Here is an 18,079-nt window from a genome sequence, read left to right as displayed (position 1 = left end):
CCACAGCGTTATCCACAGGTAGTGCGTTGCTAAGCCCCCCAAAACGCATTATCTTGTACCTCGTCGCAAAAAAAACCCTACATGTAGGGTTTCAAGCGACAAGACCAAACACAAATCAGACAAGAAACTCAAGTGCTTTCTTGCTCCTGTTTGGTGGAACTTAAACCTTTTTCGAAAGCCCAAACCGCGCACGCGGATGGCTGCTGTTTTCAAGCCCCAACGGGAGAAAGCGGTACGGGTGTTGCAATACAAACGACACCCACACAGGAATACGGTAAAGAGCCCAGGGCTTGGAACCGAAGACTTCGGCATGGAAGCGGCGCGAACAGCTCCCTTCCTCCTGTCCCGAGGTTGTTATGCCAGGCCAAGGCCTGTTGTAAGTGCTTCAGGACGGAACGGTGGGCACCGTGATGGTGCCCAAATAAATATAGAATGTGGAGACAACCCCCCATGCAAACCGACACAACTCGCGAGAACCCGCAAGGCTCCGTGCCGCAGGGCGCTGATTCGAATATGGATCTGTCCGCCACCGCGCCCGGCCAATTGCGCGTGATCAAGCGTAACGGCACTGTCGTTCCTTACACCGACGACAAAATCACCGTCGCTATCACCAAAGCGTTTCTTGCAGTTGAAGGCGGCACCGCTGCCGCTTCGTCGCGTATCCACGACACCGTTGCCCGCCTGACCGAACAAGTCACCGCGACCTTCAAGCGTCGCATGCCTTCGGGCGGCACCATCCACATCGAAGAAATCCAGGACCAGGTCGAACTGGCCCTGATGCGCGCCGGCGAGCAGAAAGTGGCCCGCGACTACGTGATCTACCGCGACTCGCGCGCCAAGGAACGTGCCGTACACGCGCCGTCCGCCGAAGCCGTGCAAGCCCACCCGTCGATCCGCATCACCTTGGCTGATGGTTCGTTCGCGCCGCTGGACCTGGGCCGCCTGAACACCATCATCACCGAAGCCTGCGAAGGCCTGGAAGAAGTCGACGGCGACCTGATCCAGCGTGAAACCCTGAAGAACCTGTACGACGGCGTGGCCCTGACCGACGTCAACACCGCCCTGGTGATGACCGCCCGTACCCTGGTTGAGCGTGAGCCGAACTACTCGTTCGTGACCGCGCGCCTGCTGATGGACACCCTGCGTGCCGAAGGCCTGGGGTTCCTGGGCGTGGCCGATAGCGCCACCCACCACGAAATGGCCGACCTGTACGCCAAGGCCCTGCCTGCCTACATCGCCAAGGGTATCGAATTCGAATTGCTGAACCCGATCCTGGCCACCTTCGACCTGGAAAAACTCGGCAAGGCGATCAACCACGAGCGTGACCAGCAGTTCACCTACCTGGGCCTGCAGACCCTGTACGACCGTTACTTCATCCACAAGGACGGGATCCGTTTCGAACTGCCGCAGGTGTTCTTCATGCGTGTGGCCATGGGCCTGGCGATCGAAGAGAAGCACAAAGAAGACCGTGCCATCGAGTTCTACAACCTGCTGTCGTCCTTCGACTACATGTCGTCGACTCCGACCCTGTTCAACGCCGGCACCCTGCGTCCACAGCTGTCGAGCTGCTACCTGACCACCGTGCCGGATGACCTGTCGGGCATCTACCACGCGATCCACGACAACGCCATGCTGTCCAAATTCGCTGGCGGCCTGGGCAACGACTGGACGCCGGTCCGTGCACTGGGTTCGTACATCAAGGGCACCAACGGCAAGTCCCAGGGCGTCGTGCCGTTCCTCAAAGTCGTGAACGACACCGCCGTAGCCGTGAACCAGGGTGGCAAGCGCAAAGGCGCTGTGTGTGCGTACCTGGAAACCTGGCACATGGACATTGAAGAGTTCATCGAGCTGCGCAAGAACACCGGTGATGACCGTCGTCGTACCCACGACATGAACACCGCCAACTGGATCCCTGACCTGTTCATGAAGCGCGTCTTCGATGACGGCCCGTGGACCCTGTTCTCGCCATCGGAAGTGCCTGACCTGCACGACCTGACCGGCAAGGCCTTCGAAGAGCGCTACGAGTACTACGAAGCCCTGTCCCAGTACCCAGGCAAGATCAAGCTGTTCAAGACCATCCAGGCCAAAGACCTGTGGCGCAAAATGCTGTCCATGCTGTTTGAAACCGGCCACCCATGGCTGACCTTCAAGGACCCGTGCAACCTGCGCAGCCCGCAGCAGCACGTGGGCGTGGTCCACAGCTCGAACCTGTGCACCGAGATCACCTTGAACACCAACAAGGACGAGATCGCTGTTTGCAACCTGGGCTCGATCAACCTGCCGAACCACATCGTCAACGGCAAGCTGGACACCGCCAAACTGGAACGTACCGTCAACACCGCCGTTCGCATGCTCGATAACGTTATCGACATCAACTACTACTCGGTGCCACAGGCGCAGAACTCCAACTTCAAGCACCGTCCGGTCGGCCTGGGCATCATGGGCTTCCAGGACGCTTTGTACCTGCAGCACATTCCCTACGGTTCGGATGCTGCGGTCGAGTTCGCCGACAAGTCCATGGAAGCGGTCAGCTACTACGCGATCCAGGCTTCCTGCGACCTGGCCGACGAGCGCGGCGCCTACGAGACGTTCCAGGGTTCGCTGTGGTCCAAGGGCATCCTGCCGCTGGACTCGCAACAGATCCTGATCGAAGCCCGTGGCCAGAAGTACATCGATGTTGACCTCAACGAATCCCTGGACTGGGCGCCGGTACGTGCCCGTGTGCAGAAAGGCATTCGTAACTCCAACATCATGGCCATCGCACCGACCGCGACCATCGCCAACATCACTGGCGTGTCGCAGTCGATCGAACCGACCTACCAGAACCTGTATGTGAAATCGAACCTGTCGGGCGAATTCACCGTGATCAACCCGTACCTGGTCCGCGACCTGAAAGCCCGCGGCCTGTGGGACTCGGTGATGATCAACGACCTTAAGTACTACGACGGTTCGGTACAGCAGATCGAGCGCATCCCGCAAGAACTCAAAGAGCTCTACGCGACCGCGTTCGAAGTGGACACCAAGTGGATCGTTGACGCCGCCAGCCGTCGCCAGAAGTGGATCGACCAGGCGCAGTCCCTGAACCTGTACATCGCCGGCGCATCGGGCAAGAAGCTCGACGTGACCTACCGCATGGCTTGGTACCGTGGCCTGAAAACCACTTACTACCTCCGTGCCCTGGCCGCGACCAGCACCGAGAAGTCGACCATCAACACCGGCAAGCTGAACGCTGTATCCAGCGGTAACCACGGTGATGATTCGGTTCTCGCAGCGCCGGCCGGCCCAGCGCCAGTGCCTAAAGCCTGCGCGATCGACGAGCCGGATTGCGAAGCCTGCCAGTAAGCTGACAGCACCTTGGGTTTAACCCCCCAAGGATGAAAAGCCCCCGATAGGCCTATGGTGTATCGGGGGCTTTCTTTTGCCGTAGAACCAAAGGTTAAACAAAGCCAAAAGCTATACCCTCTGTTGGATATCCACCACGCCCTCCCCAAAGTTCCTTCCTGCCATTAACCACGGCCACCGAATGAATATTCGTATCCGCCGTACCGACTGCTCCCCTCGCCAAGTCACTTAAACTCACCTGTCTAACATGATTCTTCAAACCCAGGCGGTCAAAGGCCTCCTTACTCCACTCGCCATCATTTAACGAATCAATAGCCTGTCCGTAACTCATCCCCACCCTGCCGTCGTTATTTTCTTCCTGTGCACGCTTGGCACTTACAGCAAACATAAAGTTGGCATCCGTCATCATTTCCGGATCGTCACCCTTAAAGTTTGCTCCCCTGGCCGCCTGCTTCAACTCATCTCGACTAAGGTGAAGCTTATATCCATCGCGCATTGTCACGTCATAACCGTTACCCGCCTCCTTGACCTCCTTATAAATGTCAGTTGGCTTCTGGCCAAAATGCATCATTGACGCTTTGATCGCAGAGACTGTTCCACAATTACCCTCCTGTCCCTGACTGAATCCACTCCAGATATTTTTGGGCTTTTTTCCTGCGTTTTCGGCACTGGAGTCAGGTCGATAATCGGTATAACCCGCCCCTACTGACAGAGGCTTGTCGCTCATACGCTCAGCACTTCTTTGGCCGCCACCTACATTGGCATTGCCGCCGCCACCCCCTCCCCCTCTCCTTCCTCCACCGACACCCGAGCCCCCACCGGCATTCCCAGTACCACCATTTCCCAAGGCTGAATCAGATGCTGGGAACCACTCATCCCGCAGGCGCCTGAGAAACTCAAGAAACGACAGAGGCGTTTCATCCGACTCAATCATTTGATTGAGAATATCCTTGAGTTTTTCATCACTGATCTCCTCGCGCTTTGCATTGAGCTTGTCACGCAGATCGCGAGCCAATTGGGTCTTGGAGGTTTGCTCGGCCTCGAACAACTGGTTGAACAACGTCTTGACCGCCGACACGTCACTGACGGGTTCGATGGGAGCAGGCTCCCGACGCGTAACAGTCGGCACCAAAGCCATGCGCCCATTACCTGGCGCGGACACCCCGGAGTTCCACATTTTCAGCTCCCATTGATCGATGAGCCCCCTGGGCTCTTGCCCCGATCAGTGGTGCGGGCCGATTGAAGCGTTCCTTTCCCAAGCATTTCAGTGCGTAACCCAATGCGGCACCGGTGCTTTTCCTACGCCCACAAAAAAGCCCCTCTGACGAGGGGCTTCTTGTGCAGCGCTAACCCATCAGGTCATCTGAATGATGGTCTGCATGATGGTGCTCTGGGTGGAGATGGTCTTGGCGTTCGCCTGGTAGTTGCTCTGGGCCTTGATCAGGTCCACCAGCTCGTTGGTCAGGTTGACGTTGGAGTTCTCCAGGGAGTTGGCCACGATCGAACCCAAAGTCCCGGCTTCTGGTGCATCGTAGCCAGGCTGGCCCGAAGCGAAGGTTTCTTTCCAGGTGGTGCCACCGGCCGGCTGCAAGCCTTGCTCGTTGTTGAAGCTGGCCAGGGAGATCTGGCCAATGGCCTTGCTCTGCTGGTTGCTGAAGGTGGCGAACAGTACACCGCTGCCGTCGATTTTCAGCCCGGTGATTTCGCCGGTGGCGTAGCCATCGGTGATCGGCGGGTTACGGTAGCTGGCCGAGTTGTACTGAGTGATATCGGACATGTTGATCGCGATACCGCCCGGGTTGGCCGCCGCCCCGTTGTCAGGGTTCCACACGCCGTTGTCCATGACGCCCGGCTTCCAGTTGCTGATGGTCAGGGTGGTGTTGGATACAGTGCTCGGCGGGGTGATGATCCCCTTCAGGGTGCCTGATGTATCGAATGTCACCGTGGAGGCCACCGGGGCAACCGCGCCCGTTCCCTTGACCGGCGTACCGTCAGGGTTACGCCCATCGATCAGGGTGTAGGACTTCCAGGTATTGGAGCCGGTTTTCACCATGTACTGCACCATCTCATGGGCATTGCCTTGAGTGTCATACAAAGTGGTGCCGTACTGCTCGGTAAACGAGCTCGCTACCGTCGGGTCAAACGGGCTGGTCGTCTGGTCGATCACCGGCTTGGAGGAGTTCAGGTTGCTGCTGGAGTCAACCTTGGTCGACGCTTTAGGCGGCAAGTTGGACAGGTTGATCCGCAGGTCGGTCAGGCCGCTCTTGGAGATTTTGCCATCTTCATCGGCCGCATAACCCTGCAGGCGCGAGGTGCCGGTGTTGTTGGTGATGTAACCGTCTTTGTTGGCCTGGAACGAGCCATTACGGGTGTACTCCAGCGAACCGTCGCTGCCCTTCTGTACGAAGAAGCCGCCGCCCTGGATGCCCATGTCCAACACGCCACCGCTGCCGTTGACTTCACCCTGGGTGAATTGCTGGGAAACCGCCGCCAGGTTCACGCCGGTACCGATGGTTTTATTGCCTGTGCCCAGGCGGGACGCCGCGTAAATGTCGCCGAACTCTGCGCGGGACGACTTGAAGCCGGTGGTCGCGACGTTGGCGATATTGTTGCCGGTCACGTCCAGTTGTTTGTTGGCCGCATAGAGGCCGCTAAGGCCGATATTAAAAGACATGTTTCTCTCCTCTTGCCGTATTTAGCCGGCTCTATGTACCGATAGTCTGAATTTGCGACAGCTTGATGCTGCCCATGCCGCCAGAAAGATTGAGCAGCATTTCGCCGCCGGTCTGGCTCAAGGTCACGCTGGTGACCGTGGCCGGCAGCGAGGTTTTCAAGGCCACCGGATCACCGGCGTCATTCTTGGTGCTGGCCGCAAAGGTGTAGGTGCCAGAATCAAGCTGCTCGCCCGCTTCGTTCTTGCCGTCCCAGATGAAGTCCGACTTGCCGGCGCTCTGGGCGCCCAGATCGATGGTCTTGACCAGGTTGCCGTCCTTGTCGGTGACCTTGACGGTAACGTTGCCCACCGACGCACCCACGGCGACCGAGCCGGTAAAGCTCTTGCTGGTGTCGACCATGGCCTTGTTGGTTTCAATAATTACCGAACGCCCCACCAGCGACGAGGCTTGCAGCGCCTGCGACGACTTGTAGTTACCGGTGATGGTGTTCACCGAATCGTTCAAGGTGTTGATGCCTTCCAGGCTGCTGAACTGCGCCAGTTGCGCCACGAACGCGCCGTTGTCCTGGGGCGACAGCGGGTTCTGGTTCTTCAACTGGGTGACCAGCAGTTGCAGGAATGCATCCTTGCCCAGGGACTGGTTGCCCGAGGCCGCCTTGGCGGTATCGGCCAGGTTGCCCTGGCTGGACTTGGCATCCTTGACCTTGGAGTCGAACAGACTCTGGATCGTCGATTGACTCGACACATCGTTAGTGACGGACATTCTTTAGCGCCCCTTATCACTGACCGAGGGTCAGGACCTTCTGCATCATGGCTTTGGCGGTGTTCATCATTTCCGCGTTGGTCTGGAACGAACGACTGGCGGAAATCATGTCTGCCATTTCCTCGACCACGTTGACGTTGGGGTAGTACACGTAGCCCTTTTCGTTCGCGGCAGGATGATTGGGTTCGTAGCGCGCATCGAGGTTGCTCTGGTCTTCGACCACACCCAACACCTGTACGCCCTGGCCGGCAGCATCCTGGCTCTGGAACAAAGAATCGCTGCCGCCGTTCTGACCGGCCTGGAACATGGTGGCGAACACCGGATGCCGGGCGCGGTAGGTCTGGTCGATACTCGACGAGACCGTCTCGGCGTTGGCAATGTTACTGGCGACCGTGTTCAGACGCGTGGTCTGGGCGCTCATGCCACTACCGGCAATATTGAAAACACTGGATAGAGACATGGCTTACTCTCCGCGCAGGGCTGACATCAGCCCTTTGAATTTGCTGTTGAGCAGGGTGAAGCTGGCCTGGAAGTTCACCGAGTTCTCGGCGTAGTTCGATTGCTCCAACTGCGCATCGACGGTGTTCTGGTCGATCGACGGCTGCATCGGCGTGCGATACATCAGCGACTCATCGCCACTGCTCAGGCCCTGCGCTTCGATATGACGGTTATTGGTCATGTTCAAGGCGAAGGAGCCGTTCTTGGTCTTGTCGCTCTGTGCGGCGAGCACGGCGGCAAAGTCCAGGTCCCGAGCCTTGTAGTTCGGGGTGTCGGCGTTGGCGATGTTGTTAGCCAGGACTTCGGCACGCTGGGCGCGGAAGCCCAGGGCCTGTTCGTGGATACCGAGCGCTTTATCGAAGCTGATGCTCATGGCGGAAACCTTTAGGGGCTGACCTGCTTTTCGTAACAGGGATATAGCAAGCGCCATGCCAGGTTTATCAAGCCCAATAAATCAAGGGGTTAGGTAGAGGTTGCCGCCGGCAATGGCGGAAAAGCGGCAAGCGCTTTCCGCGAAACGTCAGGAAAGCGGCAATGGGGAGTTGCCGCTTTACAAGGTCTGACACAAAAAAATGTGGGAGCGGCGGTGCGACGGTTCGACTTGCTCGCGAAGGGCGCACTTCAGTGTGTCAGTCAGCTATCAACCAACTTCACTACCGCCTTCGCGAGCAAGCCCGCTTGTATGTTTAGACTTGAAGGGGTGGGCGGCGACTAAAAGCCCGATTCCGACTCTAGCCAGTACGGACCGTGGGAGACTTCTCGTCCCGCCCTTTCTACCCTAAGCGCCGATAAGGAATTCATCGGGAAAACCGACAATAGAGGCAAGCCAGCGCTGGGATAGACCCCGACAAGCCCTTAAACCCTAGCTCCGAGGATTAGTTATGACAATCCTTACTTCACCAACGGTTGTGGGTATCGATGTGGCCAAGGCCGAAATCGTTGCCTACCGCGAAGACCTCAACGCCACTCAAGCCATTGCCAACGACCGCGATGCTCTTGGCCGCTGGCTCAACACATTACCTGCCAACAGCTCAATTGCCCTGGAAGCCACCAGCACTTACCACTTGGACACAGCTGAACTCGCCCATGAAATAGGACATCGGGTTTACGTTGTAGACGCTTATCGGTTGAGCCATTACCGCGAAAGCATTGGCCAGCGGGCGAAAACCGACCCTTGTGATGCACGTTTATTAGCGCGCTACCTGAGCAGCGAGCAGAAACGGCTACGGCTCTGGAGTCCACCTCCGCAGGCTTACAAGTTATTGAAAAGCTTGCTACACCGACGTGCAGAACTTATCAACTTGCGTGTAAGCCTCACACTGAGCTGGTCAGGCGAACCGCTTTTGAAAGACGAGTTGGCCCAGCAGTTAAAGTCCTTCAAACAAGCTGAGCAGGTCATTCAGAAGTTGCTGCACAAGGTCAGCAAAGAGGCGGGCATCACCGAAAATATCAAGCGCTGCAAAGCCATTGAGGGAGTGGGTGATCTTACGGCTACTGGTCTAGCGACAGCCTTCATGCGCGGTCAGTTCGCCAATGGCGATGCATTCATCGCTTTCTTGGGGATGGATCTGAGACCAAAAGACTCCGGAAAAAAGGCCGGCCCTCGGCACTTGAGTAAAAAGGGCGATTCAGAGTTGCGGCGCCTTGCTCACAACGCAGCGATGGCCGCTAGCCGATCTGCGACCTGGAAACCGTACTACGAGTCCTACCTGGCCCGAGGACTGGCAAAGACCCAAGCCCTGGTAATCCTCGCCCGCAAGCTCTGCCGGGTGGCATTCGCGCTGATGAAAAACCAGAGCGAATACCAACCGAACTTAAGGTTGCAGGGTTTACCTGCAACATAGAATCTCCCACACAAGCCCCACCCCAAATGTTGGGTGAGGTGTTATTTAGCCTGGTAGATAATACCGGGGCTGCACTGCACCATCTGGTAATGGTCCGGCAAGCCGTTCAACGCTTCGGACGCGCCGAGGAACAGATAGCCACCGCGCTTGAGCGTGCCGTGGATGCGCAGCAGGATGTCCTTCTTCACTTCAGCCGAGAAGTAGATCAATACGTTGCGGCAAAACACGATGTCGAACTTGCCGAGGCTGGCGTAGCTGTCCAGCAGGTTGAACGAGCGGAACTCCACACGGCTCTTGATCGGCGCCTTGACCGCCCAGCGCCCGGCGCCCTTGGGGTCGAAGTAACGCTGCAGGCGCTCCTGGGACAGGCCGCGACCCAGGGCGAGGCTGTCGTATTCGCCGGTCTTGCAGTTGGTCAGCATGGTACCGGACAAATCAGTGGCAACAATTTGCACACCTGCTTTCAACTGGCCCATGTTGGTCCGCTCGAACTCATCGATGGACATCGACAGCGAATAGGGTTCCTGCCCCGATGAGCACGCCGCCGACCAGATGCGCAAGCGCTGGCCGGGGCTGGCCTTGATGGCCTCGGGCAATACCTTGTTCTTGAGCACCTCGAAGGGGTAGGTATCACGAAACCACAGGGTTTCGTTGGTGGTCATGGCATCGACCACCATCTCCTTCAACCCGCTGCGCGGTTGACCCTGGATGCGCTGCACCAACTCGCCCAGGGACTTGATGCCCTGCTGTTCCATCAATTTGTTGAGACGGCTTGATACCAGGTATTGCTTGTTTTCACCGAGCAATATGCCACAGGCTTTTTCCAGGAATACCCGGAACTGTTCGAAATCCAAATTACCCGTAGACAATGAAACCGCCTCTTAACTCGTGTGACCGCCAGGGAGAAAGCCCCTAGCCGTGATCTGCAGATTTGATCCGTTCGACGACCCGGGAAGCCAGGTCATCAGGACGGAATTTGGCCAGGAAGTCATCGGCACCGACCTTCTTGACCATTGCCTGGTTGAATACACCGGACAATGAAGTATGCAGGATGATATGCAATTTTTGCATGCGTGGGTCGTTACGTATCTCGGCCGTGAGGGTGTAGCCGTCCATTTCCGGCATCTCGATGTCGGAAATCATCATCAGGAATTCTTCTTCCGGCTTCTTGCCTTCGTCCACCAGCTTGCGCAGATAGTCCAGGGCCTGGCGGCCGTCATTGAGTGCCACTACTTCGACACCAACGGTCTGCAGGCAACGGGACACCTGCTTGCGTGCCACAGAGGAGTCATCCACCGTCAACACCCGCAGGGACACGGCCTTCTGCTGGGTCTGCTCATCCACCACACCCACCGAAATATGCTCCGAAGTCGGCGCCACCTCCGCGAGGATCTTCTCCACGTCGATGATTTCCACCAACTGGTTATCGACCCGCGTCACTGCCGTGAGGTAGTGATCACGCCCGGTGCCCTTGGGTGGTGGATGGATCTCTTCCCAGTTCATGTTGACGATACGTTCCACCGAGCGCACCAGGAAACCCTGGGTCTTGGTGTTGTACTCGGTGATGATCACAAACGGACTCTCGCGGTCCTGCAAACCGGCAGAACCGGTAGCCATCGCCAGGTCAAGAATCGGAATCGTCGAGCCACGGATGTTGGCCACGCCACACACCACCGGGTTGGACTTGGGCATTATGGTGAGTTTGGGGCATTGCAGCACCTCCCGCACCTTGAAGACGTTGATGCCATATAGCTGCTTGCCATCGAGTCGAAACAGCAACAACTCCAGGCGATTCTGCCCTACCAGCTGTGTGCGCTGGTTCACTGAATCCATTACACCCGCCATGCCCAGACTCCTACGCTACAAAACTTACGGGTACGACGCGCACCCAACACGAAACGGCACGCGCTTTGCTTTTTATTGGCCATGGACATCAAAACGACAGTTTCCCGACGCCTTCGCTCGCCACAGTACCGCAGATTGCTCTGTGCCTGGATGGCGTTGCTTGCCTTGGGCGCAGGCCATCAGGCCCGTGCCGACAACGTCACCTTGCCTGATCTGCTTATCGGCGTCACTCAAGGCTTTCTTGAGTTCACTGTAGAAGATTATCTGGCGACCACCCAGACACCGGGCCGTTATGAAATCCAGGTCAACCAGTTGGACCCGCGTTTGCGCATGCCCATGTGCGACAAGGAATTGACAGGCTCCCTGGAAAGCCCCGCCCAGCCCATCGGCCGCGTGACCGTGCGCGTGCGCTGCGACGGCAGCTCGCCCTGGACGGTGTTTGTGCCGGCCCAGGTCCGCCTGTTTCGCGACGTAGTGACCGTCACACGCCCGCTCAAGCGTACCGGCATCATCGGTTTTGAAGACGTAGCCCTGCGTGAGCGGGACATCAGCCAGATCAGCCAGGGTTACCTCACCTCCGTGGACCAGGCCGTTGGGCAGAGACTGACCCGACCAATGGTCACCGACCAGGTCATTACCCTGGTTCACCTGGAACAGGCCGAAGTGGTGCGCAAGGGTGACCATGTGGTGATATCCGTCAGCAGCGGCGGCCTGAACGTGAAAATGCCGGGGGAAGCCCTGGCCAACGGCGGGATGAGCGAACAGATTCGCGTGAAGAACCTCAACTCCAAGCGCGTGATCAAGGCCCGGGTGACAGCCCCTGGCCAGGTGGAGGTGGCTTTATAGATCACTGGCGTGGGACGCTGGCTTTTCCTACACTGTGCGCATGATCTCGCTATGCACAGGTTTATTGTCGATCGAGCCTAAAGTTTGTCCGGGTATGGCCGAAAACATGGCAAGCGTCCAAATACCCAGAGGTTTTTTAACATGGTCATTGATTTCAGCCGATTGAACAGCGCCCAGGCAACGCCCGGCGGCACGCGTACCAACGCGGCCAAGGACAGCGTTGAAGCCAAGGCCCCGGCACTGCCTGCCAAGGCAGAACAAACCGCTTCGACCCAAAGTGGCGAATCGGTGCATTTGAGCAACGAGGCTCAACAGTTGCAGAAGATCACGGACTCGCTGCGCGATCAGCCGGTTGTCAATAAAGCCCGCGTGGCCGAATTGAAACAGGCGATTGCTGATGGCAGCTATCAGATCGACAACGACCGTTTAGCCGGCAAAATCATCAAAGCCGAGCGCTAGGCCAAGGCCTGCGCCAGGCTTTTGGACGCTTAAACCCCAAGGCCAGCCATGCACGACGAAAATCTGCTGCAACTGATCAACGAAGACCTGGCTCCGGCGCAACACCTGCTGGAGCTGCTTCAAGAAGAATTCGTGGCCCTCTATGGCCGCGATATGCGCCTGCTGGAAGATATCCTGGCACGCAAGCAATCGCTGATCATCCTGCTCGAACAGCACGGCCAGAAGCGCAGCCAGATCCTGCTCAGCCTGGGCCTGCCCGCTGACCACAGCGGCCTGGAACAGTTGGCCAGCCATTCGTCGGTCGGCGACCAGTTGCTGGCCCAGAGCGCAGCGCTCAATCAGTTGTTGATCAGTTGCCAAGAGGCCAATGTGCTCAATGGCCAGTCGATCCAACTGCAGCAAGCTACCACCGCCAACCAGTTGCGCATCCTGCATGGTGGCGAACCTCCAGCACTGTATAACGCCCAAGGCTCCACCTCACGGCTGGTCAAGCCCAGCACCCTCAGCCAAGCCTGACGCCGGTTTATCGCGCGCCCTATCAAGGCACGCCACATGCTGGCAAAATGCCGGTTCTTGCGTGTAGTCGTATTTTGTCTGGAGATGGAAGAACCGTGTTCAACACCCTTAGCGCGGAAGATGCTCCGCAGCCACCCAAGGTCCTCACCACCCCTCTGGAAATTGCCAGCACCCTGCGGCTGCTGCAAGAGAGCCATGACCCGCTGATCATTACCTTCCACGAACGCAACCAGCGCTTCCAGAGCTACCTGGTGGATGTCGACAAGGACAGCAAGACCCTGAGCCTGGACGAAATGATCCCGCCCGAAGGTGAACGCTACCTGGAGAATGGCGAAGCGTTTCGTATCGAAGGCTTTCATGAAGGTGTACGCGTGGCCTGGGACAGCAATGGCACCCTGACCATTGGCGCAAAGGACGGCCACCGCATCTACAAGGGCAGCCTGCCGGAAGAAGTGGTCTACCATCAGCGGCGCAATGCCTTTCGTGCGGCATTGAAGCTGGCACAACTGGTGAATATCGAATTGGGCGGCGAGAAACTCAAGGCGCCCATCAGCGGCAAGTTGCTGGATATCTCCGCCACCGGCTGCAAGCTGCGCTTTGAAGGCGACATCTCCGAGCGCCTGCAACTGGGCCAGGTCTACGACCGTTTCATCGCCGCCCTGCCCTTTGGCAGCATGACCACGGCGGTGGAGTTGCGCTACCTGCACTTTGAAGAAAGGATCAACACCACCTTTGCCGGCGTGCGCTTCCACAACATGAGCGGCCTGGTGCAGCGCCAGGTCGAGCGTTTTGTCTACCAACTGCAGCGCGAGGCGCGACGGTTCGATAAAGACGACGACATGTAAACGTCGAACCCTCGGCATAAAAAACGGGCAGCTCCTTTGGGAACTGCCCGTTTTTTTTGCTTCAAGGGCGGGCGCGGCTCAGGTCATGCGGGTGATCATCCGGGTCGGGATGCTCCGGCGGCTCGGGCTCGGGTTGCGGCGCAACTTCAGGCTCAGCCTCGGGCTCAGGCTCAGGCACGGCGGTTTGCATCTGGTCCTGGACCACCTGTTCATCGACACGCGGGTCGAGGGCGGCGACCAATGGCGAGCTGGACATGCTGTCGGGCATCGCCACGTGATGCAGCGGCGCGTCGTCCACCTGATGCAGGTTGGTCACAGCCTTGGGTCGAATGCGCCAGACCAGGATCAATGCGCACAAGCTGAAGAACGCATAGAGCATCTGGTTGCCAAACAGCTTCATGACCACACCCGCCAGCAACGGCCCGATACTCGCCCCCACACCGTAGGTCACCAGCAACATTGCCGTGAGGGACACCCGGCGATCACCTTCGACATGGTCGTTGGAAAACGCCACGGCCAGCGGATAGAGGCAGAACTGCACCAATGAACACAGGAAGCCGGCGATAAACAGCACTTCCAGCGGCACCTGGGTCATGATCGCCAGCGGCAACGCAGCCACCGCCAGGGCCAGGGCGAAACAGCGAATCAGCAACGCACGGTCATAGCGATCCGACAGCCAGCCCAATGGCCATTGCACCAACAGGCCGGCAAAAATGCAGCTACCCATGAACAGACCGACCTGCTCGGTACTCAGCCCCTGCTGAGCCGCATACAGCGGCGCCAGGCCGTAGAAGGAACCCACGATCAGGCCGGCCCCCAACACCGTACTAAGGGACTGCGGCACGCGCTTGATAAAGAAGCGCGGCTCCATCGGCGCCGGATGCAAAGGCGCAGGGTGAATACGCCGGGTCATGGCAACCGGCACCAGGCACAAGGCAAAACACAATGCCACCAGCATCAGCAGCTCAAGCCCCAACTGAGGGTGCATGACCAGAATCAACTGGCCCAGCACCAGGCCCAGGTACGACGCGATCATATAACCGCTGAACACCACGCCGCGCTGCTTGGCATCCGCCTGCTCGTTGAGCCAGCTCTCGATGACCATGTACTGGCACATCATGCCCAGGCCGACAATGATCCGCAGGACGATCCAGGCCGGCAGCCAATCCACCAGACCATGACCCAGCACCGCCGCGCCGACGATCCCGGCGCAAGTGGCATAGGCACGGATATGCCCGACCCGGGCGATCAAGCGATGCCCGATCTTGCCACCCAGCACCAAGCCAAAATAGTTGGCAGCCATCAGCGCACCGACCCACAGGCTGTCGACGTTATCCGCTGCCAGGCGCAGGGCCAGGTAAGTACTGAGCAGGCCGGAGCCGATCAGCATCATCAAGGAAGCGAAATAAAGGGCTCGAAAAGATTTCCAGATCTGGCGCATCGGCGGTCCGAGCGGCTCCTTGCAGTGGGTGTCAGGCTATTCAGACTAGCCTGAGGGCGAAGCGTCGTTAAACCCAGGCACCCAACTACATCGGCACCCAGGGGTATTTTGATCCGGCAAACCTCACGATCGTCGAAGCATGCAGCCTTCGATGAACTCGAGACCCAACAGTTCCTTCGCTGTTCAGATACGTGTCAGACGCACCTAGACAGGGGGCGAGGTACAAGGTTTTGACAATATATCTCGCCAACCCGCCCGAAGGCACTGGCCAGACGGCTAAGAAAACTGACCCCCACAAAAAAACCCCGCCAGAGCGATCTGGTCGGGGTTCTTTCACGTCACGGCCGGGTAGGCGGCGCAACTGCAGATGGTGTCCCAGGGCCGGTTCGAACGGCCAACCTTCCCCTTAGGAGGGTCAATTTAGACCCAATGAGTACAGCCATAAGCCCAGCATTACTGGGCCTTTTAGTCCCATTGAGTCCGTGAACATCGAGCGGTATAGTGCTTTTTGCTGCCACCCTGCTGTCACGGTCGAACCCTTGAAAACCAAAATCACTCAGAAGCTTATTGGCAGCCTAGCCGCCGAGGCGAAAGCATACCGCGTGCATGACACCGTGCAACCCGGTTTCTTCATTCGCGTACTGCCCAGCGGTCACAAGTCTTACATGGTCACGTGGGGCCGAAACAAGAACGCCACCCTCGGGCGTGTCGGGGTGCTTACTCTTGACCAAGCCCGAACCGAAGCCGCCCAGTACTTAGCCGATGCGCACGCCCATGGCGAGCCTCTGGCCATCGCCCAGGGTCGCAAGGGGTCAGCCCTGCCCTCGCTGCGCGACTTTGTCGACGACACCTATATGCCGTGGTTCAAAGCCCATCACAAAGGCCATGAGAAGACACAGCACACCCTCAGCAATAACTTCGACCCAATCATGGCCCAGCGCCTGGACGCGATCACCGGACGAGACCTGGAGCAGATCCGCACAGGATGGATGCAGGCCGGCAACAAGGCCTCGACGGTGAATCGAAAAATGGGCTCGATCAGTGGTGTTTTCAGTCGTGCCGTTGAGTGGGAGTACATCGACACACACCCGCTGGCCAAGCTGAAACAGCTTAAAGTCGATTCAAAGGGGGTGATTCGCTACCTGGCTGCCGACGAGACTAAGCGTCTACGCGATGCCCTGGACGCTCGACAGGATGAAATGAGGGCCGAGCGAGAGAGTGCAAACGCCTGGCGGACGGACCGCCACAGAGAGCCGATGCCAAGCCTCCTGGGACTGCCCTTCACCGATCACCTGAAGCCAATGGTGTTGGTATCGTTGAATACCGGCATGAGGCGCGGAGAGCTGTTCGACCTGAAATGGTCATCAGTGAACTTCGATACGAAGACAATCACAGTCGCCGGGGCCACCACCAAGACAAGCGATACACGCCACATCCCGATGAACAAGGAGACCATTGGTGTGCTGGAAGCCTGGAAAAAGCAGGTGAGCGAGTCGCCGTATGTCTTCCCTGGCCAAGGCGGCGGTCGTTTTGAGGACGTGAAAAGCGCCTGGCTCAAATTGCTTGAGCGGGCGCAGATCGACGGGTTCCGCTGGCACGATATGCGTCACGACTTCGCTTCACGCTTGGTAATGGCTGGCGTACCCCTGAACACGGTTCGGGATCTACTGGGGCACGCTGACATCAAAATGACTCTGCGCTACGCGCACTTGGCGCCAGGCACCAAGGCCGCCGCGGTAGAGCTGATTTAGAGAGGCGGCTCAAAGGGCACGATGGTGCGGCTTTCTTTGTTTTCCTCAACGTGAGCCAGCAAATCAGGCCACCAAATTCGGACGCTATGCTTGTCAATGTATCCAACCCCCGGAACATCCCAAAACTGAGCGTTTTCTTCGATGCCATCGGTTAGAAAGACTTTGGACGCTTTAATCGTTTCCCAAATCCGCTGCTCCTCGTAAGTAATCAGAGAAGGAAGGTGGGTGCATAGGTGGATAAAGCGCTCACTTTCATCTGTCGACCATATTTCGCTCACTGCGCTCAGCAGAGACATAGGCCATGGCTCGCCCGCCGATACGACCGGGGCGTCTAAATCAAAAGCGATTTCCTCGATCGCAGCTTCCACCACGCCGGTGATGGACTGTCGTCGAATGCGAGAGATGAGCTCGATCATCAGCTTAACCTTTGGGTCGAGACGTAAAGTCAAGGTCTCTGTCTTCCGTGCGCCCTGGTTGGGCTTGTTCTTAGCCATCTCATCTGCACTCATCAATTTACGCTTAAATCGAATCGTACCTTTTGCGTCCGCCGAAGTCCATGCGCTCACAATCAGCCCATGATTGCAGTTGACTACATGCAAATACGGCAATAGGATTCTCACATTGCCCAATCACTCTCGATGGGCATTTGGAGAATCCTATGGAACAAGCACCTCAAAAAATGTCGCCGCTGTCGTTGAGCGTCGAGGAATCTGCCCGAATCTTGGGCATCTCTCGCTCCGCCACATACGAGCTTATCGCTCAAGGTGAAATCAAGACTTTCAAGATCGGCCGCCGGCGCCTGGCTTTGGCATCCGAGCTGAAGGCGTTCGTCGAGCGCGCAGCAAAGGTCGGCGCACGGTGAAGTGCGAAAAGAATAAGGAGTGGGGATTGCGCAGGACTGCGCGGGAGATTGCCAAGGCGGTGCTAGAACACCGCCTTAGCGAAAACACACTGGATAGCACCAACGTGAAGGGCAAACTATGACACGCCATTCTTCAACTGAGCAAGACCGCAAGATGATGGAGGCCCTGCGAAACGGGCCGGTATCGACCATCGAGGCCGCAAAGGAACTGGATATTGTCCAGCCACCAAACACCATTCGCCGACTCAGGAAAAAGGGTCACGAAATCCGCACCTACTGGACGCATCAGTCCACTGAGCCAGGCCGGCCGCCACACCGCGTTGCCAAGTACATCCTGATGTGCGAAGCGTCGTAATCCGGAGACCACAAAGGACGCCGCTAAATTGCGGCGTC

18 protein-coding genes are annotated in these 18,079 nt (G+C 57.9%); 9 read left to right on the top strand and 9 right to left on the bottom strand.

Annotation, left to right across the window (positions count from 1 at the left end):
• Positions 1 to 450 precede the first annotated feature (450 nt).
• Positions 451 to 3,342, top strand: coding sequence for a ribonucleoside-diphosphate reductase subunit alpha (locus HKK57_RS17285; RefSeq protein WP_029300728.1), 2,892 nt, complete (start codon positions 451 to 453; stop codon positions 3,340 to 3,342).
• Between the two features lie 94 nt (positions 3,343 to 3,436).
• Here the strand turns inward: HKK57_RS17285 and HKK57_RS17280 are convergent, their stop codons facing one another.
• The 5 genes from HKK57_RS17280 to flgB form a co-directional block, all read right to left on the bottom strand.
• On the bottom strand, positions 3,437 to 4,480 hold the full coding sequence (locus HKK57_RS17280; RefSeq protein WP_169390478.1) for a hypothetical protein: 1,044 nt from the start codon (positions 4,478 to 4,480) through the stop codon (positions 3,437 to 3,439).
• Between the two features lie 216 nt (positions 4,481 to 4,696).
• The gene (gene flgE, locus HKK57_RS17275) at positions 4,697 to 6,016 is read right to left on the bottom strand and encodes a flagellar hook protein FlgE (protein WP_029294493.1); all 1,320 of its coding nucleotides are present in this window, start codon (positions 6,014 to 6,016) and stop codon (positions 4,697 to 4,699) included.
• Positions 6,017 to 6,047: 31 nt separating this feature from the next.
• Positions 6,048 to 6,779 (bottom strand): flagellar hook assembly protein FlgD, encoded by a 732-nt coding sequence (gene flgD / locus HKK57_RS17270; protein WP_029294490.1) that lies wholly within the window; start codon positions 6,777 to 6,779, stop codon positions 6,048 to 6,050.
• A gap of 16 nt (positions 6,780 to 6,795) precedes the next feature.
• On the bottom strand, positions 6,796 to 7,239 hold the full coding sequence (gene flgC, locus HKK57_RS17265) for a flagellar basal body rod protein FlgC (RefSeq protein ID WP_029294486.1): 444 nt from the start codon (positions 7,237 to 7,239) through the stop codon (positions 6,796 to 6,798).
• A gap of 3 nt (positions 7,240 to 7,242) precedes the next feature.
• Positions 7,243 to 7,650, bottom strand: coding sequence for a flagellar basal body rod protein FlgB (flgB, locus tag HKK57_RS17260; protein WP_057439685.1), 408 nt, complete (start codon positions 7,648 to 7,650; stop codon positions 7,243 to 7,245).
• Positions 7,651 to 8,158: 508 nt separating this feature from the next.
• On the opposite strand from flgB, the gene HKK57_RS17255 reads away from it, so the two are divergent.
• Positions 8,159 to 9,121: an IS110 family transposase gene (locus HKK57_RS17255; protein ID WP_092232475.1), complete on the top strand. Its 963-nt coding sequence runs from the start codon at positions 8,159 to 8,161 to the stop codon at positions 9,119 to 9,121.
• A 41-nt stretch (positions 9,122 to 9,162) separates the two neighbouring features.
• Here the strand turns inward: HKK57_RS17255 and cheR are convergent, their stop codons facing one another.
• Together cheR and HKK57_RS17245 are read right to left on the bottom strand one after the other, a co-directional pair.
• A complete protein-coding gene (gene cheR, locus HKK57_RS17250) occupies positions 9,163 to 9,990 on the bottom strand; it encodes a protein-glutamate O-methyltransferase CheR (RefSeq protein WP_029294484.1) in 828 nt (275 codons plus the stop codon).
• A gap of 43 nt (positions 9,991 to 10,033) precedes the next feature.
• Positions 10,034 to 10,966, bottom strand: coding sequence for a chemotaxis protein CheV (locus tag HKK57_RS17245; RefSeq protein WP_029294483.1), 933 nt, complete (start codon positions 10,964 to 10,966; stop codon positions 10,034 to 10,036).
• A gap of 81 nt (positions 10,967 to 11,047) precedes the next feature.
• Between HKK57_RS17245 and flgA the strand changes: the two genes are divergently transcribed.
• The 4 genes from flgA to HKK57_RS17225 all read left to right on the top strand — a co-directional run bounded on the left by flgA (position 11,048) and on the right by HKK57_RS17225 (position 13,632).
• Positions 11,048 to 11,812 (top strand): flagellar basal body P-ring formation chaperone FlgA, encoded by a 765-nt coding sequence (gene flgA / locus HKK57_RS17240; RefSeq protein WP_169390477.1) that lies wholly within the window; start codon positions 11,048 to 11,050, stop codon positions 11,810 to 11,812.
• Between the two features lie 141 nt (positions 11,813 to 11,953).
• Positions 11,954 to 12,271, top strand: coding sequence for a flagellar biosynthesis anti-sigma factor FlgM (gene flgM, locus HKK57_RS17235; protein WP_057960432.1), 318 nt, complete (start codon positions 11,954 to 11,956; stop codon positions 12,269 to 12,271).
• Between the two features lie 48 nt (positions 12,272 to 12,319).
• Complete coding sequence (locus tag HKK57_RS17230; RefSeq protein ID WP_029294480.1) at positions 12,320 to 12,787, top strand: flagella synthesis protein FlgN; 468 nt, start codon at positions 12,320 to 12,322, stop codon at positions 12,785 to 12,787.
• A gap of 95 nt (positions 12,788 to 12,882) precedes the next feature.
• Positions 12,883 to 13,632, top strand: a complete 750-nt coding sequence (locus HKK57_RS17225) for a flagellar brake protein (RefSeq protein WP_029294479.1) — start codon at positions 12,883 to 12,885, stop codon at positions 13,630 to 13,632.
• 61 nt (positions 13,633 to 13,693) lie between these two features.
• On the opposite strand, the gene HKK57_RS17220 is transcribed toward HKK57_RS17225, so the two are convergent.
• Positions 13,694 to 15,073: an MFS transporter gene (locus HKK57_RS17220; RefSeq protein ID WP_029294478.1), complete on the bottom strand. Its 1,380-nt coding sequence runs from the start codon at positions 15,071 to 15,073 to the stop codon at positions 13,694 to 13,696.
• Positions 15,074 to 15,612: 539 nt separating this feature from the next.
• Here HKK57_RS17220 and HKK57_RS17215 point away from each other — a divergent pair.
• The gene (locus HKK57_RS17215) at positions 15,613 to 16,824 is read left to right on the top strand and encodes a site-specific integrase (RefSeq protein WP_169390476.1); all 1,212 of its coding nucleotides are present in this window, start codon (positions 15,613 to 15,615) and stop codon (positions 16,822 to 16,824) included.
• Here HKK57_RS17215 and HKK57_RS17210 read toward each other — a convergent pair.
• Positions 16,821 to 17,390, bottom strand: a complete 570-nt coding sequence (locus tag HKK57_RS17210; protein WP_169390475.1) for a hypothetical protein — start codon at positions 17,388 to 17,390, stop codon at positions 16,821 to 16,823. The genes HKK57_RS17215 and HKK57_RS17210 overlap by 4 nt on opposite strands.
• Positions 17,391 to 17,482: 92 nt before the next feature.
• Between HKK57_RS17210 and HKK57_RS17205 the strand changes: the two genes are divergently transcribed.
• Together HKK57_RS17205 and HKK57_RS17200 are read left to right on the top strand one after the other, a co-directional pair.
• Positions 17,483 to 17,686: a helix-turn-helix domain-containing protein gene (locus tag HKK57_RS17205; protein WP_169390474.1), complete on the top strand. Its 204-nt coding sequence runs from the start codon at positions 17,483 to 17,485 to the stop codon at positions 17,684 to 17,686.
• Positions 17,687 to 17,804: 118 nt separating this feature from the next.
• Positions 17,805 to 18,041 carry a helix-turn-helix domain-containing protein gene (locus HKK57_RS17200; RefSeq protein ID WP_272899023.1) on the top strand — a complete coding sequence of 79 codons (237 nt, stop codon included), beginning with the start codon at positions 17,805 to 17,807 and terminating at the stop codon, positions 18,039 to 18,041.
• Positions 18,042 to 18,079: the final 38 nt, after the last annotated feature.

This window comes from Pseudomonas sp. ADAK21, assembly GCF_012935735.1.
GTDB lineage: Bacteria > Pseudomonadota > Gammaproteobacteria > Pseudomonadales > Pseudomonadaceae > Aquipseudomonas > Aquipseudomonas proteolytica.
This window is presented reverse-complemented; position numbering and strand designations above follow the sequence as displayed.

Coding starts and splice junctions, on each gene's coding strand:
- HKK57_RS17245 (WP_029294483.1), bottom strand. CDS start 10,966: ATGGCGGGTGTAATGGATTCAGTGAACCAGCGCACACAGCTGGTAGGG.
- flgM (WP_057960432.1), top strand. CDS start 11,954: ATGGTCATTGATTTCAGCCGATTGAACAGCGCCCAGGCAACGCCCGGC.
- flgB (WP_057439685.1), bottom strand. CDS start 7,650: ATGAGCATCAGCTTCGATAAAGCGCTCGGTATCCACGAACAGGCCCTG.
- HKK57_RS17220 (WP_029294478.1), bottom strand. CDS start 15,073: ATGCGCCAGATCTGGAAATCTTTTCGAGCCCTTTATTTCGCTTCCTTG.
- flgC (WP_029294486.1), bottom strand. CDS start 7,239: ATGTCTCTATCCAGTGTTTTCAATATTGCCGGTAGTGGCATGAGCGCC.
- flgE (WP_029294493.1), bottom strand. CDS start 6,016: ATGTCTTTTAATATCGGCCTTAGCGGCCTCTATGCGGCCAACAAACAA.
- flgD (WP_029294490.1), bottom strand. CDS start 6,779: ATGTCCGTCACTAACGATGTGTCGAGTCAATCGACGATCCAGAGTCTG.
- HKK57_RS17205 (WP_169390474.1), top strand. CDS start 17,483: ATGGAACAAGCACCTCAAAAAATGTCGCCGCTGTCGTTGAGCGTCGAG.
- HKK57_RS17200 (WP_272899023.1), top strand. CDS start 17,805: ATGACACGCCATTCTTCAACTGAGCAAGACCGCAAGATGATGGAGGCC.
- HKK57_RS17285 (WP_029300728.1), top strand. CDS start 451: ATGCAAACCGACACAACTCGCGAGAACCCGCAAGGCTCCGTGCCGCAG.
- HKK57_RS17280 (WP_169390478.1), bottom strand. CDS start 4,480: ATGGCTTTGGTGCCGACTGTTACGCGTCGGGAGCCTGCTCCCATCGAA.
- HKK57_RS17255 (WP_092232475.1), top strand. CDS start 8,159: ATGACAATCCTTACTTCACCAACGGTTGTGGGTATCGATGTGGCCAAG.
- flgA (WP_169390477.1), top strand. CDS start 11,048: ATGGACATCAAAACGACAGTTTCCCGACGCCTTCGCTCGCCACAGTAC.
- HKK57_RS17230 (WP_029294480.1), top strand. CDS start 12,320: ATGCACGACGAAAATCTGCTGCAACTGATCAACGAAGACCTGGCTCCG.